This is a genomic window from Scytonema sp. PRP1 (assembly GCF_036697665.2).
GTDB lineage: Bacteria > Cyanobacteriota > Cyanobacteriia > Cyanobacteriales > Nostocaceae > Kalymmatonema > Kalymmatonema gypsitolerans.
The window spans coordinates 1-15,350 of the sequence record NZ_JBAHYJ020000093.1 but is presented as its reverse complement, the minus strand read 5'-3'; the positions used below and the strand labels follow the sequence as shown (position 1 = coordinate 15,350).

Here is a 15,350-nt window from a genome sequence, read left to right as displayed (position 1 = left end):
CTATGAACCCAGACTCTTCCTCCCAACAATTCTGTCAACTTGCGCGAGAGTGGCAGTCCCAAACCTGTTCCTTTGACTTTTTTTTGGAGTTTAGATTCTATTTGAATAAAATCCTCAAAAATCCGCTCTTGATCCTGCGGTGCAATTCCAATACCTGTATCGGCGACGGAGAAAGTGACGGTGTGACCTGCCATGACTGCTGCCACTCGCACCTCACCACGCTCGGTATACTTTAGTGCATTAGAGATAAAATTTCTCAGAATTTGGGCGACCTTACCTTCATCTGTATACAAAGGCGGAATGCCAACAGGTTCCTCAAAGACAAGAGCAACCGAAGAGTTATGAGCAAGCAGGGGACGCAACATTCCTCTCAAAGTCCCAAATAGGTCGCTGACTTCAAACTGGCTGGGATGGACGACAATTTTTCCAGCTTCTACCTTTGCTAAGTCTAAGAGGTCGTTGACCAACTCCGACAGACCTTCCGCAGCTTTTTGAATGAAATTGACTTGCTTTTCCTGCTCTGTTGTTAAGGGACCATCCATTCGGTCTATCAAAATCCGAGACAGAGACATAATCGAGTTCAGCGGTGTGCGAAACTCATGGCTCATATTCGAGAGGAACCGAGTTTTCAGTTCATTTGCCTTTTGTAGAGAATCCGCTTTTTCGTCTAATTCGGCATACAAAGCCACGACACCGCGATTGGTATCTTCTAGTTCGCGGTTGAGCTGAGTTAACTGCTCCTCACGCTGGCGTAACTCCTGCATTGCACGTAGCAGTTCTTGGTTCTGCCGTTGAATTTCCTCAAACGGATTTTGCGGTTCTCGATTATCCAACTGATCCCTAAGAAGGTGCAAGCGTTCTGTTGTCAGTTGAGGTGAGCGTTTTGGCAGGGTTTTCCCCATCAATACTGTAGTTCCCTGGTTTGCAACCGACTCAATTTGAAACTGATCCATCAGCCGACGAGTGCCGATAATCCCCAACCCCATCCCGGTTGTGGAAGTGTATCGCCCATCTAAAATCGCCTGCAAGTTAGGAATCCCCAAACCTTGATCGCGAATGCTAATCCAAAGGTTCTGCGGGGATTCGTCATCTACCGAAAATTCAACGATTCCGCCCCTAGCATAGATAAAAGCATTCCGAGCGATTTCTGAGACAGCTGTGGCAAGGCGTGCTTGGTCTTGGGTCTCAAATCTCAAAGCTTGGGCAATCTGACGTGCCATTTGACGAGTCAGCACCACATCTTGCTCATAGCGAATTTCTAAGGTGAGGATAGTTGTACTCATGGCTATACATTCTCACGGGCAACCAGCACAGTAACATCATCGCGGACTCGTTTAAAATCTCGATATAAAACGCCAGCAATCAAGCTGGGATGTTTATAGATTAGACCAGGATAGCGCTCTAATCGCCATTGAGTTCCCAAGCCATCGGAATGTAAGAGCAAGATTGCTTCTGGATGCCATTGGTAAGTAAACTCTTGAATTTTGCGGACTTCATGCCCGACTGTACCGTTGTAGGAAACCATGTTGTAGCTTCCGTCAGACCAGATGACACTGCCAGCAATATTGCCCACCCCAGCAAAGCGAACAGATTGGTGTTCAAAGTTGACTTCTGCGATCGCCAGCGCTGCTCCCCGTGTACTCCGCAACGCTTGATGAATTAATGCCACAATTTCTTCAGGACTACGGTTGACATTTTCCTGAAAAACTCTCACAGCTTCTGTTGATGCTTGAGCAGCTTGTGGTCCGTGACCTAATCCATCGGCAACTAGCAGCAAACTGCGCTCTTGATTGATAATACTTGCCCAAGCATCGCCGCAAACCTCCTCTCCCGGTTTTGGCAGACACACCACTCCGATCTCAAGATTCTCTAGGGGTTTACTTGTGGGTAAGGGGCTAGCCCAAAGCTGACTCAGGATAGCTGTCCCTGCATTCGGGATGGAATAAATATCCACAAAACCAGAAAGACGGCTGATCGCGCCTAACCCATTTCCGGAACTTCCGGCTGTCGAAAACCCGTCTTCCATACACTCGCCTATGTTGTCCATCCCAGGTCCAGTGTCCAACGCCAGGACTTCCAAACCCATGATGTTGTACTTTTCAATTGCTTGTACCAGCAGTACCCCATCCCTAGCGTGTCGCACCAGGTTATTTGCAACTTCGGTCACCACAATACCGACCTTTCCCCGTTCGGTTTCGTTGAAACCGAGATGACTCGCTAGCGCTAGAGCGCTGCGTCGTGCTTCACCTGCCTGACTTTGCTCTTCAATTGGTAGGGCGAGGGATTCTCTCATAACATAGTTACTTCCACTTTGTAATTGTGACGCAGGTGCCCTCACCTACATGAGAAACGATATTGAATTCATTCATCAGTCGCTTTGCACCGCTTAGCCCCATGCCCAACCCACCACCTGTGGTGTAACCATCTTTGAGTGCCAAGTCAATATCTGGAATTCCTGGTCCGGAGTCTTCAAAAACGAGCCGCAGACCCCGACGCATTCCATTCTGCAGTGCTTCTAGTTTAACAGTGCCACCGCCTCCGTAGTCCAAAGTATTACGGGCTAGTTCGCTGGCTGCCGTGACAATTTTCGTCTGATCTACCAGGCTAAACCCCAGTTTCACAGCTAACTGACGCACCGCCTGTCGCACTAAAACCACGTCTTGTGAGGACTGGATACTCATGGTTTCATACCCGGGTGTATCCATCTGCGTTTCCTCCAGCAGTCGCCTTCAGCGATGCCCGCAGAAGTGCCATGCCCTTCTCAACGTTTAACGCCGTGCGAATACCTGTTAAAGAAAGTCCTAGCTCTACTAAGGTGATGGCAACTGCTGGTTGCATTCCAACCACAACCGTTTGAGCATCAAGAATCTGTGACATCTTAGCAATGTTCCCCAGAATTCTGCCAATAAAGGAATCCACAATTTCTAAACACGAAATATCAATCAGTACCCCATGAGCTTGTGTCTCGCTGATGCGATTTGTCAAGTCATCTTGTAAAGTCATCGCCAGGCGATCGTGCATATCAACTTGAATCGATACTATAAGGAATTCGCCCATTTGGAGTATGGGAATGCGTTCCATAAAAAGACCTGTTAACTCCTTAGCGGGCTTGGGGACGGTTGATTGTCATCCCAAGGCGTTTTAGAGCCAGCAGAAAAGCATCGGCTAAAGATGCCTTTGTAATTATGTCTGCCAGATCCACGCCTAGGTAAACAATTGTTTGAGCAATTTGGGGGCGAATTCCACTGATAATGCAATCTGCACCCATTAACCGAGCTGCGGTGACTGTCTTCAGTAAGTGCTGAGCTGTGAGTGTATCTACTGTTGGCACTCCGGTGATGTCGATGATGGCGACTTCTGAACCCGTCTCCACAATCTTCTGCAACAAAGACTCCATCATCACTTGGGTACGGCTGCTGTCTAATGTGCCAATAATTGGCAGAGCTAAGATACCATCCCACAGCTTAACAACGGGTGTTGAAAGTTCCATCAACTCTTCTTGCTGCCGAATGATGACTTCTTCACGCGACTTTTGATAAGCTTCAATTGTTAACAGTCCCAGCTGGTCTATGACAGTGGTCGCTAACCAGGTATCGTCCAGTAAGGCGTTTGCATCACCAGCGAGTTCCTCGCGCAAGCGAGCAAATAGCGGTTGCTTAAACGATAAGATAAATGTGGCAGTTTCCGACGGTGTAAAGCCTTTTTGCGAACGAGTACGAGAAACACTGGTGAGCATTTCTCGCACAGAACGCCACTCGGAGGATTGCACGTTGCTTAAGTTGCCGTTATGGACAGATGCCTTCAGCAAACTTAGGAATTCCTGACACTCCTCCCGCAACTGTGTTTCTTTGATCAAACCTTTGCTGGCATTGTTAGCCACTAGCGCTTGAATCCAGTCTGCCAACAGTTGTGCTTCATATTTTTCAACAACCTCTGGAATTTTACTTCCATTGCTTAAGCCCATAGAATCATTCCTTCTACCTGATTGGCATTTAGCCAGTGATTGATATGTATTATGTATATGTATTATGTGTCAATCATTTAGGCTTCCAGGTACACTAGCTCGCTGAAATTATGTGTGAAAAGAGGTAGTTCCTAAAGGCTGATTTCTTCATCATTATTATAAAGTTTGGCGGGAGATGCAAAACCGCTGAGTGTATGGTAGTTTTTCTTCATCAAGCATAAGGCAGGAGTTTTCAACTGTTCTAGCACTTCCCCAACTTTTGTCATAAGTACATTTGCTCATATTATCAACAAAAGTCAGAGGGAATTTATCTATTCCGCCATATTGCCGAGATGGGATTCAAGACGTTTTTCAGATGTTTATCCCTTGTGAAATTCCTACTATAAATACAGTTCCAAACGGAACGAAGCAGAGGTTGCCCCTTATAATCTCGCTTTTCCTCACTTTGGTGAAATAAAAATATGACACTTACCCTGAAACTTAGACAGAATCATGAATTACGCGATTGGGCACATCGACAGTGCTGAAGGCGATTGCCCAAGGGGCAGTGGCAAAGCCAATCGCGCAGAGCGATCGCTTCTTTGCAACACAATTTAATATTTCTCATTTAAATACTATTGTTGCGAAACTACGTCAAAACAAGGATTAGAAATTCTTCTTATACCAAAGCCATAAAAGAACACAACTACCTTAAGAAGTATTTTTCTGCGGTGGCTAACGCTTTTGGTGTTGCCAATGGTAACAGAGTTGATGCTACGGCTTACCAGCACTGGTTTTCTTAATGCCGTACAGAGATGAATTTTGAATTTTGAATTGCTTAATACCAACTTGTGGACAATCAAGTTTTCCACATTAATAGTACATATGCATTACTTACGTGCAAATCCCTCTCTCGTTCGCCGAGCAAAAGGAAGTTAAAAATTATGACAGAAGTTTTACTAAAAGAACTTAGTAATAGTGATATTGACTGGATGCTTGCGGCGGGTAGTAGGGAAGAAATTACTCCTGGCACAGTTCTCATCCGTCAAGGTCAACCTGTCAATGCACTGTATATTTTGTTGGACGGAGCGTTGAGCGTTTCCATCTCTCAGGCTGAAAACAATCCATTGGGTCGCGCTTTTGCCGCCCTAGAAGGTGGCGAAATGTCAGAGCGAGAAATCACGAGATTATCCAGTGGTGAGATGGTAGGAGAAATTCCCTTTTTAGACTCCTACCTGCCCTCTATGAGTGTTAAAGCCCTGAAAAAGTCGCTTATATTGTCGATTCCGCAACAGCTATTAGCGGCAAAACTGCAAGAAGATGTAAGTTTTGCTGCTCATCTTTATCGGGCGAGCGCGATTCTGCTTGCAGACAGACTGGAGAGGATAGTGAGCCAGCTTGGGCATAGCACACTCGTCTTTGCCCAACCTCAGTTAAGAGAAATTTTATTTATCTTTGCAGAATTGCGTGATAGCGACATCGATTGGTTGATTACGGCAGGTAATGCCAGCAGAATTGCTGCTGGCACTATCCTCATCCATGCAGGAAGACCTGTGGAAGCGCTGCATATCCTACTGGATGGCAAAATCACGCTTTCTGCCCTTGAGGATGAGCGCAATCCCTTAGCCCGTGCCTTTTCGAGCTTGGAAGGCAGCGAAACACCAGAACGTGAGTTCGCGAGATTATCTCGAGGCGACATGGTAGGAGAAACGCCTTTTGTAGATGCTCCCCCACCCTCTGTCAGTGTAAAGGCGCTGGAAGACTCGCTCGTGCTGTCAATTCCCCGGTGGCGACTTACGGCAAAACTGCTGCACGATGTGGGTTTTGCCGCCCGTTTTTATAGAGTGCTTGCGGTTTTGCTGGCAGACAAACAACAGGCAATAGTCACTCGGCTTGGTTACGGCAGGCTTATCTATAGCACTGGTCAGCCCTTGGATAAAAGGTTCAAATATGAAAATGAACTTAGTTCAGATTTTTTGGCTCAAGTGGCATTGGCTGGAGCCAGATTTGACTGGATGTTGAAAAGAATTCGTGGCAGTTGATCAAGGGTTAATGATTAGATTACTAGCCAACAACTAATAAATGTACAGAGAAATGTACAGATGCGCCATGGCGCGTCTCTAACAAGCAATTAACAATTTGGAAAATATTCAGATGGTTAATCAACAAAACAACCTGTTTCGCAAAAAAGCTTTAGAGCATTCATCTTCCCCGGAACGACTCGATCAGCTCATGCAAGTCGTTAGCCCTATGAAGTGGCTACCTTTAGCTGCTCTAGGCTCATTGGTTGCATTTGGGCTAGCATGGAGTGTTGTGGGTCGTATCCCGATTACGGTTACGGGTCAGGGGGTGCTTGTTTATCCCAGCAAGGTTGTACCATTTCAGTCAGCAACCTCAGGTCAGTTGCAAACAATAAATGTACGTGTCGGGGATTTCGTCAAGAAGGGACAGCTGCTGGGAACGATTGGTCAAGCGGAACTGCAAAAGCAACTTTTGCAGCAGCACGCCAAGCTCGTGGAACTGGAGACACAGAATCAGAATGCTGGTGTACTTCAGAGTCAACGCAGTGAAGTGGAAATTAGGGCGATCGCACAACAGCGTCTGAGCCTACAGCAACGCCTTTCGCAAGCTCAATCTTTGACTCCGATTATTAGGGAAAAAGATATAGGCGCTATTAAGCAGCAGCGACAAAACTTACAACAACGCATACAAGAAACTAAAGCTCTGACTCCTACTCTTAAGGACAGACTCGAGAGGCGCAAAAAGCTAAAGATTGAAGGGGCGATTTCAGAAGATACATTGCTTGAGGCACAACAGACTTACTTGGATGGTATTAAAAAAATCGCTGATTTTGAAGACCAGTTGAAGCAACTAGACATCAATCAGGTTCAGGCAGAAAAGTCCTACCGCGAAAATCTCAGTCAAGTCGCCGAGATTAAAACCCAGTTGCGGGAACTCGACAGCAAGGAAAAAACTTTGGCTGAGCAAAATTTCCAATCTTCAATTACCCGAAAAAATGAGATTCAGGAAGTGAAGCGGAATATCGCCCAGCTACAACTGCAATTACAAAATAACAGCCAGATAAAAAGCGAACACACCGGACGCATTTTGGAAATGACTGCGACTCCCGGACAAATTCTCAGTCAAGGAACCCGCATTGGGACTATAGAAGTGCAAGAGAAATCCGCCAAACTGGTTAGTGTCGCATATTTGCCAGTCAGCGAAGGCAAGAAGGTTCAAAAGGGTATGAAGCTGCAAATTACACCTTCCACAGTCAAGCGCGAACGCTTTGGCGGCATAATGGGCACTGTCAGCAGAGTCTCAGCCTTTCCTATCACTAAAGAAGGTGCGTCTAATCTGGTGGGCAATCCTGAAATCATAGAAGGGCTTATATCCCAAGGTCCTCATCTGCAAGTTATTGCCGAACTTCAGCCGGATACCTCCACCTTCAGCGGCTATCAATGGTCTTCTTCCAAGGGTCCACAGATGAAAATGTCTCCTGGAACCACGACTTCTGTGCGAGTCACCGTTGAGGAACAAGCCCCAATCGCGTTTGTCTTTCCGATCCTGAAATCTTGGAGTGGCATTTATTAAACAATTCAAAATTCAAAATTCAAAAAAGCAATTTTTTATTTTGAATTTTTCAAGTAAGCAAAATAACTTATGCTAAAAAATCTACAAAAATTGCTTACCGGTAAGGGGAGACGACGCCGTACCCCCACTCTTCTACAAATGGAGGCGGTAGAATGTGGCGCTGCTGCCTTGGGTATCATTTTGGGTTATTACGGTCGAATTGTGACACTGGCAAAACTCCGACAAGACTGCGGGATATCGCGGGACGGGAGTAAAGCTTCTAATATCCTGAATGCTGCTAGGAGTTACGGGCTAAAGGCAAAAGGCTTTAAGTTAGACTTAGATAGCGTGCAGCAACTGCAATGCCCCTACATAGTATTTTGGAACTTCAACCATTTCCTAGTCGTAGAAGGATTCGGCAAAGAGCGTGTTTATCTCAATGACCCTGCCACCGGACCGCGTATTGTCTCTCTAAAGGAATTTGATGAGGCATACACAGGTGTCGTGCTGGTTCTCGAACCTGGTCCAGAGTTCAAAAAAGGGGGACGCAAACCCAGCACACTCCTAGCTTTATGCGAACGGTTGCAGAGGTCTGGTGGGGCACTCGTCTACTCTGTAGTCGCAGGATTGTTGCTCGTGATTCCCGGACTGGCGATGCCAGCGTTTTCTCAGATATTTGTAGACAATATTTTGATTCAAGGCAGAGATGAGTGGCTGCGCCCGTTGATTTTGGGGATGCTCCTCACAGCAGGGCTGATGGGATTTTTGACACTACTACAGTTGCAGTCCCTGCGCCGCATGAAAATTAAGTTGTCTGTGGGGATGTCGAGTCAGTTCCTGTGGCACATTCTGCGCCTACCCGTCAGTTTTTACGACCAACGGTTTGCTGGGGAAATTAGCAACCGTGTCCACCTCAACGACTCGTTAGCCGACCTTCTTTCAGGTAAGTTAGCGACTACTGTGATTGCATCTGTAACTGTAATTTTTTATGCAGCGGTCATGCTGCAATATGACACGGTACTGACCTCGATTGGAGTCGCCTTTGTCGTTGTGAATTTCCTTGCCTTGCAATGGGTAAGAAGGCGGCGCGTGGATGCCAATATGAGATTACAACAGGATGAAGGAAAAGTTTCCGGAGTATCAATTTCTGCTCTGCAAAGCATGGAAACACTGAAGGCATCCGGTTTGGAGTCCGATTTTTTCTCCCGCTGGGCGGGCTACTATGCCAAGGCGATTAACGCTAAGCAGGAAATGGATGTGACGAACCAAACTTTGGGAGTGTTGCCATCATTCCTCTCCACGATGTCGTCGATGCTTCTTTTGGTCGTGGGTGGTCTGCGGGTGATAGATGGATATCTTAGTATTGGAATGCTCGTAGCATTTCAGAGCTTAATGCAGGAGTTTCTTGCGCCTGTCAACAATTTAGTCACTCTTGGGAGTGACCTCCAAGAAGTGGAGGGCAATCTGAATCGCCTAGATGATGTCCTACGCAACCCAATAGATCTGCAATTAGAGAAGGAAAGCAAGGGAGATGAAAAGAACCTCTCTGTCTACCACCCTACCACCTCAGCACCCCATCCTTCGGTACGCTTGCAGGGATATGTCGAGTTAAGGAATGTTACATTTGGCTACAACCGAGTTGCTGCTCCCTTGATTTCAAACTTAAATCTCTCGCTCAAACCAGGGCAGCGAATCGCTTTGGTGGGCGGAAGCGGTTCTGGTAAGTCTACCATTGCCAAACTGGTGTGTGGACTGTACGAACCTTGGCAGGGAGATATCTGCTTCGATGGAAAACCAAGAGAGCAAATTCCACGCCAAGTCCTCGCCAATTCTATCGCCTTGGTCGAGCAGGATATCTTTCTATTTGCTGGCAGTGTCAGGGACAATTTGACGCTATGGGATACCACAGTGCCCGAGAGCCACCTGGTGCGGGCTTGTCAAGATGCAGCAATTCACGATGTTATCCTCTCAATGCCAGGCGGCTATAATGCCGACCTCTCAGAAGGTGCTACCAATCTGAGCGGCGGTCAGCGTCAGCGCCTGGAAATTGCCCGAGCTTTGGTCAATAACCCCGCTATCCTAGTGATGGATGAAGCCACCAGCGCTCTTGATACCGAAACGGAAAAATTCATTGACCGTAGGCTTCGCCAACGAGGATGTACTTGCATTATCGTGGCGCATCGCCTAAGTACGATCCGGGATTGTGATGAAATTATTGTCCTCGAACACGGTAAGGTGGTTCAACGAGGAAGCCATGAAGAATTAAAGCAGGTCGAGGGGACATACTTGCAATTGATCCGCAGCGAGGGCGAAGCGCTTTAACAGTTACCAGTTATCAGTTATCAGTGAGCCAGCGCTGCAGGAGGGTCTCCCTCCGTAGGCGACTGGCGAACCCGAAGGGTTATCAGTTTCATCCTTTGCATGTTTAAGTCCCCCACCCCCGAGCACCGTTCGTCAAGAGACGTGCCGTAGGCATAAGCGTTGGTGGCTCTGTTCAACCACACCAGCCCGTTGGCCTCACTGCGGCTGGTACTGTTCAGTGTTTTAAGAAAGTCAAAATTTAAAATAACGAAAATGTTACAGCAAACTATAACCGTAATTCAACAGGGACAACAGTATATTTTTCAAGGCAATGAACCGATAATTCTAGATGATCCGCAGACGGTTTGGGTGGTGAAATCTGGTTCATTGGCACTATTTGCTATCAAGGTCAAACATGGTATCCCAGAGGGTTCACGCCGTTATCTATTTAGCATAGGCTCTGGGGAAGCAATGTTCTCAACAGCACTCAGTTCGCAGGATGAGGTGCGTCAGATTCTGGCGGTGTCGATGGAGGAGACAGAACTCATTAGGGTGTCAATAGAAGACTTTAGCAAGTCGATTGCTAACGACGATTGGGCGCAACCCAGCGCTTTAAAAGGCGATGGTCATCGCAACGCAACGGTTCTGTTAGAGAACTGGATTCATCAACTAGGCTCGGTACTCTCCGACTTTACCCCTCCGACGCTTCCAGCGCAACTTGAGGGTATCAACTACTTTTCCTTAGGCACTGGTGATATCTTCCAGCCTCAGCAAGGCACCGTATCCTGGGTGCAAATCCAGCAAGGGTATGCCAGATGGATGGGGTTTGAAGAACTGCCGCTCTGCCTTGGAGATGGAATCTTGCCCTTGGATAGTTGTATGTGGTTGCAAGCTGGGGAAACAGTTGAGCTATCAAGTGTGAATACGTCTGCAATTCGAGATGTGGATACCTTAATAGACAGTTTGACTTTGCTTGCAACTTATTTTCTCGGCTGCATTGAGATGTTGGAACAGCGGGAGGTGTTTGCAGAATTACGTAGGTTTGAGGAAAGGGAACGTCTCAATTATCAGGTGATGGAGGAGACATTAGGAGAACTGTCATCCGTACTGCAACCACGGAAAACAGTCTTTTCCCCAGTGGTGACACCGACTACCAGTGACCCAGACCAAGCCGTACTGATCGCTGCTGGTGCAGTGGGGCGAGCGTTGGGGATTACGATTCGTCCCCCAGCTAAATCGGAAGACCTCAAACGCGTTCAAGATCCCCTAGAGGCGATCGCCCGCGCTTCTCAAATACGGATGCGTCGGATTGCATTGACTGATCAGTGGTGGAAAAAGGATTCCGGTCCAATGCTTGCCTACACTGTGGAAGACAACCGTCCAGTCGCCCTATTGCCAGTATCTAACAGCACCTATCAGATTTTCGACCCACAGTCGCGGACTCGCATCCCTGTGAATGCTCGCAAAGCACCAAAGCTGGACCCGACTGCGTATATATTTTATCGCCCTTTGCCTGATAAAAAACTCAAAACCTTAGATTTGCTTAAGTTCGCGCTACGGGGTCACTTCAAGGAGCTCATTGTCATCTTATTGACTGGAATTGTTACCACCGTGCTGGGGATGCTCACCCCAACTGCCACCGCCATTCTCATGGACAACGCCATCCCGGATGCTAAGCGGGAATTGCTGCTGCAAATCGCTTTAGGTCTGTTGGCTGCTGCCTTGGGGGGAGCTATCTTTCAACTCACCCAAGCGTTTGCCATCATCAGGTTGGAAACCTTTGCAGACTCCTCGACTCAAGCGGCGGTGTGGGATCGGCTGTTGAACTTGAAGGCGTCGTTTTTTCGCTCCTACTCAACCGGTGACCTGAATTCTCGGGTAAATGCCATCACTCAGATCCGAGAGAAACTGAGTAGTACTGTTCTAAAAACCATCTTCTCAAGCCTTTTTTCGTTACTCAACCTGGGATTGCTATTTTACTATAATGTTTCACTCGCTCTGATAGCCTGTGTTGTAGCTATTGTGAATATTGCCGTCACCATCGTCTCTGGCATCCTGACTCTGCGTCAGGTTCGTCCTATGCTGGAGATAGAAGGAGAGATTTTTGGAGTGATGGTGCAGCTGATTAATGGAGTTGCCAAACTCCGAGTCGCCGTAGCTGAGGCACGGGCATTTGCCTATTGGGGCAAACACTATAGTCAGCAGCTAAAATTGATGCTCAGTACCCAAGGGATTGAAGACATCCTCACCGTTATCAACAAGGTGTTGCCACCTTTAACGAATGCCGCCCTCTTCTGGTTTGCTACGAGTTTGCTGCAAAAATCCCAGGTTCCAGGAGGAGGCTTGTCTATTGGCACCTTCTTAGCGTTTAACGTCGCTTATGGCACCTTTATTAGTGGAGCAACCAGCTTGAGCAGCACGATTGTGGACGTTTTGCAAGTCTTGCCTTTGTGGAATCGGGCTGAACCAATTCTTTTAGCCGCACCAGAATTAAATTCCAGTAAGACTGATCCTGGTAGATTATCGGGCAGGCTGGTTGTAGACCATGTGGTTTTCCGCTATCGAGATGATGGACCCCTGACGCTTGATGATGTGACTATCCGGGCTGAAGCGGGAGAGTTTATTGCCATTGTCGGACCTTCTGGAAGCGGCAAATCTACTCTTTTACGGTTACTACTGGGATTTGACTTCCCTGAATCTGGCACTATTTACTACGATGGGCAAGACTTGGCTGGGCTGGATGTCCACGCTGTGCGCCGACAGTTAGGTGTTGTGATGCAAAATAGCCGAATGATGTCAGGTTCCATCTTCGAGAACATTGCCAGCGGTGCCCTGATTACTATGGATGAAGCTTGGGAAGCTGCGCGAGCCTCAGGCTTGGCAGATGATATCGATGCTATGCCGATGGGTATGCACACTGTAGTCAGTGAGGGGGGTAGCAATCTCTCTGGGGGGCAACGGCAACGGCTGTTGATTGCTCGCGCACTGGTGTTGAAACCCCGGATTTTGCTGTTTGACGAAGCCACTAGTGCCCTAGATAACAGAACACAGGCTATTGTCAGTCAAAGCTTAGAGCGGCTACAAGTGACCCGAATCGCGATCGCTCACCGACTCAGCACAATCCGTAATGCTAACCGTATTTATGTGCTCCAAGGCGGTAGGGTTGTACAGCAGGGCAGTTTTGAGCAACTCGCAAATCAACAGGGGCTGTTTGCTCAGCTCATAGCTCGGCAAATGCTTTGACGTGATACTCCTACACCGACCGCAAGCGGTCGGTGTAGGCATAAGAGCAGATTTTATCTTTCCAGAACTACATTTCTTCAGTTTGCAAATATACGTTCTAAGAAAGCTTTTATTTCAGCCCAAGCAGAGGTCGTAGCAGCAGAATCGTAGCGATAACCATCGTCACGCATAAAAGTATGCTCTGCTTCATAAAAGAGAACTTTGTGAGGTACATTAGCATTCGAGAGAGCTGTAATTATGGTTTGCCGATCCGAGTCTGGGATGTGAGGATCGAGTGTACCGAACACTATTAGCATCTCGCCTTTGATTTCACTCACCCGATGGATTGTATCAGCTACCCCCTGCCCCAACTTGCCACTGGGAATGCCAGTCGGGTAGCAGCAGACGGAAGCCTTAATTTCGCTCATGAATGCTGCACGGAAAGCTAAGTGCCCACCAATACAAAAGCCTAGAGTGCCTATTTGACCTGGAGAAACCGAACTTTCTGCTTTGAGAAATTCAATCACAGCACGGCAATCGGCATCATAATCAGCGATCGCAGTTCGACGAGCATCGTCATTGCCCCGCATCCGACCTAGATCGTCTGGTTCAATAACTAAACCAATTGGCTCAATGCGATGAAAAATTTCTGGGGCTGCCACTACGTAGCCATATCCTGCTAAGTAGTTAGCTAGACGAATTATGGGACCACCTAACTGATAAATATCACTATAGAACACAATACCTGGGTAAAGTCCTGCTGTTTTGGGAGCCGCTACATAGACACGCATCAAACTGTCATCTACTCTCAACTCGACATTGCGCTTAATGATTTGCACTTTTTTATCTCCGTGTCATGCCTGCTTTCATGAGGACGCATCTTTTCATTATTTCCCCGTCCCCCAGAAGTAAGGAGTTATTTTAGAACAATTTAATGAATGGCTGGCAGCAACAACCGAGTTAGCCTGTGAGTGTACTGGCTATCAAAGCAACAATGACGCTACACTTTAAAAAACCGCTCCCCTCAAGATGTATCCAAAGATAAACCCAAAAATATGCCTCTTGAGCAATGCCCTATAAGCCTCACACAAAAGCTTTTAGCTACAATGAAAAGACGCGAATCAGGGTGGCAAGAATGAGGGTAGCAGCAGTATTATTCGCAATGTCTTTGGCTCTTACACCTGCCACTGTGTTGGCACAACCAAAAACAACTGGATCAGACCAAGAGAAAATACTACGAACACGTATTAACCAGCAAATTCAAAGTTTTAATGTCAACCTTAAGGACGAGCTGAAGGAAACACAGGACCTTAAGCGATTCAGCAGGCCGTATACGCTCGAATTTCAGAGGAGAAATGAGCAGATGCAGCACCGCCGAGACATTTTTAACTTGGGGATACAAAAAGGTCAAAATTTTAGATAACCATTCTGCCCGAATAAACTTGTTATTTTGTTCTGAACGATGTGCTTTGCGATCGCACTCACGCCCTGCGTCCAAGGATGATTCGGGTAGCACAGAGAGAAAACATCGCTGCTACCCAGTTGAAACATCTCTTCACACACAGGTAGAATGCTAGCCACAGTTGTGTTGTAAGTTCTTTGCACCTGTTGCTCTAAAACCCCAAAGTTGATAGTTGGCAGTACCTTGTTAACCACCAACAGCATTTTAGGCACCTCTAATTTGCGAGCAACATCTATAGTGACAGCTGTACCCTGGTAGTCCTGGTGGTCTGGACGCAAGATAATGACTAGGACATTGGAAAGAATGATAGAGAGCAGCGTTTCTTCGTTAATACCAGGGTGAGTATCAATCAACAAGTAATCCAGTTTCAAACGGCGGCTGAGATTGCCCAAACCCTCGTTAAGCAGGCGTGCGTCGTATCCCTCACGCAGTATCCGGGATATCTCGCCAGTCTTGATACTGGAGGGAATCAGATAAATACTACCCCTGATCGCAGCGCCTTTGTGGCTCGTCTTGAGAAGTGGGGTGACATCGTAGGCTGCATCTTCAATGGCACAGCGTCCCCACAGATAATCATTCAGAGTGTAGCGTATCTTTTCCTCATTAAGACCAAAAAGGACGTGGATTCCAGGCGATTGGATATCGGTATCGACAATGCCAACCCGTTGACCAGAGCGAGCGATGATAGTTGCTAGGTTAGCAGTTACGTTTGATTTGCCAGTTCCACCACGGAATGAATGGACGGATACAATTTTAGACATAATGTATTTCCAAAGATAAGAGTTGACCGAATAAGGCAAAAGTTAAAAGTTAAAAGGTCAAAGAAAGAAGAATAAAATTGGTCACAAG

13 protein-coding genes are annotated in these 15,350 nt (G+C 47.1%); 5 read left to right on the top strand and 8 right to left on the bottom strand.

The window, feature by feature from the left end:
- The 6 genes from V5G28_RS24950 to V5G28_RS24925 all read right to left on the bottom strand — a co-directional run.
- Nucleotides 1-1,283, bottom strand: a 1,283-nt coding sequence (locus V5G28_RS24950; RefSeq protein WP_332992752.1) for an ATP-binding protein, incomplete at its 3' end; no start/stop codon positions are given.
- 2 nt (nt 1,284-1,285) lie between these two features.
- A complete protein-coding gene (locus tag V5G28_RS24945) occupies nt 1,286-2,293 on the bottom strand; it encodes a SpoIIE family protein phosphatase (RefSeq protein ID WP_332992751.1) in 1,008 nt (335 codons plus the stop codon).
- 7 nt (nt 2,294-2,300) lie between these two features.
- Nucleotides 2,301-2,705 (bottom strand): anti-sigma regulatory factor, encoded by a 405-nt coding sequence (locus tag V5G28_RS24940; protein WP_073628266.1) that lies wholly within the window; start codon nt 2,703-2,705, stop codon nt 2,301-2,303.
- A complete protein-coding gene (locus V5G28_RS24935) occupies nt 2,686-3,081 on the bottom strand; it encodes an STAS domain-containing protein (protein ID WP_073628264.1) in 396 nt (131 codons plus the stop codon). Before V5G28_RS24935 ends, V5G28_RS24940 begins: the two co-directional genes overlap by 20 nt.
- Nucleotides 3,082-3,100: 19 nt before the next feature.
- Complete coding sequence (locus V5G28_RS24930) at nt 3,101-3,964, bottom strand: STAS domain-containing protein (protein WP_332992746.1); 864 nt, start codon at nt 3,962-3,964, stop codon at nt 3,101-3,103.
- Between the two features lie 131 nt (nt 3,965-4,095).
- Entirely contained in the window at nt 4,096-4,230 is a 135-nt protein-coding gene (locus V5G28_RS24925) for a hypothetical protein (RefSeq protein WP_332992743.1), read from the bottom strand.
- A 354-nt stretch (nt 4,231-4,584) separates the two neighbouring features.
- Here V5G28_RS24925 and V5G28_RS24920 point away from each other — a divergent pair, with 354 nt between their 5' ends.
- The 5 genes from V5G28_RS24920 to V5G28_RS24900 all read left to right on the top strand — a co-directional run bounded on the left by V5G28_RS24920 (nt 4,585) and on the right by V5G28_RS24900 (nt 13,060).
- On the top strand, nt 4,585-4,746 hold the full coding sequence (locus V5G28_RS24920) for a hypothetical protein (RefSeq protein ID WP_336231325.1): 162 nt from the start codon (nt 4,585-4,587) through the stop codon (nt 4,744-4,746).
- A gap of 141 nt (nt 4,747-4,887) precedes the next feature.
- Nucleotides 4,888-5,985 (top strand): cyclic nucleotide-binding domain-containing protein, encoded by a 1,098-nt coding sequence (locus V5G28_RS24915; RefSeq protein ID WP_332992739.1) that lies wholly within the window; start codon nt 4,888-4,890, stop codon nt 5,983-5,985.
- A gap of 112 nt (nt 5,986-6,097) precedes the next feature.
- Nucleotides 6,098-7,537, top strand: coding sequence for an NHLP bacteriocin system secretion protein (locus tag V5G28_RS24910; RefSeq protein WP_096561961.1), 1,440 nt, complete (start codon nt 6,098-6,100; stop codon nt 7,535-7,537).
- Between the two features lie 69 nt (nt 7,538-7,606).
- Nucleotides 7,607-9,838, top strand: coding sequence for an NHLP family bacteriocin export ABC transporter peptidase/permease/ATPase subunit (locus tag V5G28_RS24905; RefSeq protein ID WP_332992737.1), 2,232 nt, complete (start codon nt 7,607-7,609; stop codon nt 9,836-9,838).
- Between the two features lie 252 nt (nt 9,839-10,090).
- Nucleotides 10,091-13,060, top strand: a complete 2,970-nt coding sequence (locus V5G28_RS24900) for an NHLP bacteriocin export ABC transporter permease/ATPase subunit (protein ID WP_332992735.1) — start codon at nt 10,091-10,093, stop codon at nt 13,058-13,060.
- A gap of 77 nt (nt 13,061-13,137) precedes the next feature.
- On the opposite strand, the gene V5G28_RS24895 is transcribed toward V5G28_RS24900, so the two are convergent.
- Nucleotides 13,138-13,878 (bottom strand): dienelactone hydrolase family protein, encoded by a 741-nt coding sequence (locus V5G28_RS24895; RefSeq protein WP_332992733.1) that lies wholly within the window; start codon nt 13,876-13,878, stop codon nt 13,138-13,140.
- A gap of 568 nt (nt 13,879-14,446) precedes the next feature.
- Nucleotides 14,447-15,262, bottom strand: coding sequence for a MinD/ParA family ATP-binding protein (locus tag V5G28_RS24890; RefSeq protein WP_096561966.1), 816 nt, complete (start codon nt 15,260-15,262; stop codon nt 14,447-14,449).
- Nucleotides 15,263-15,350: the final 88 nt, after the last annotated feature.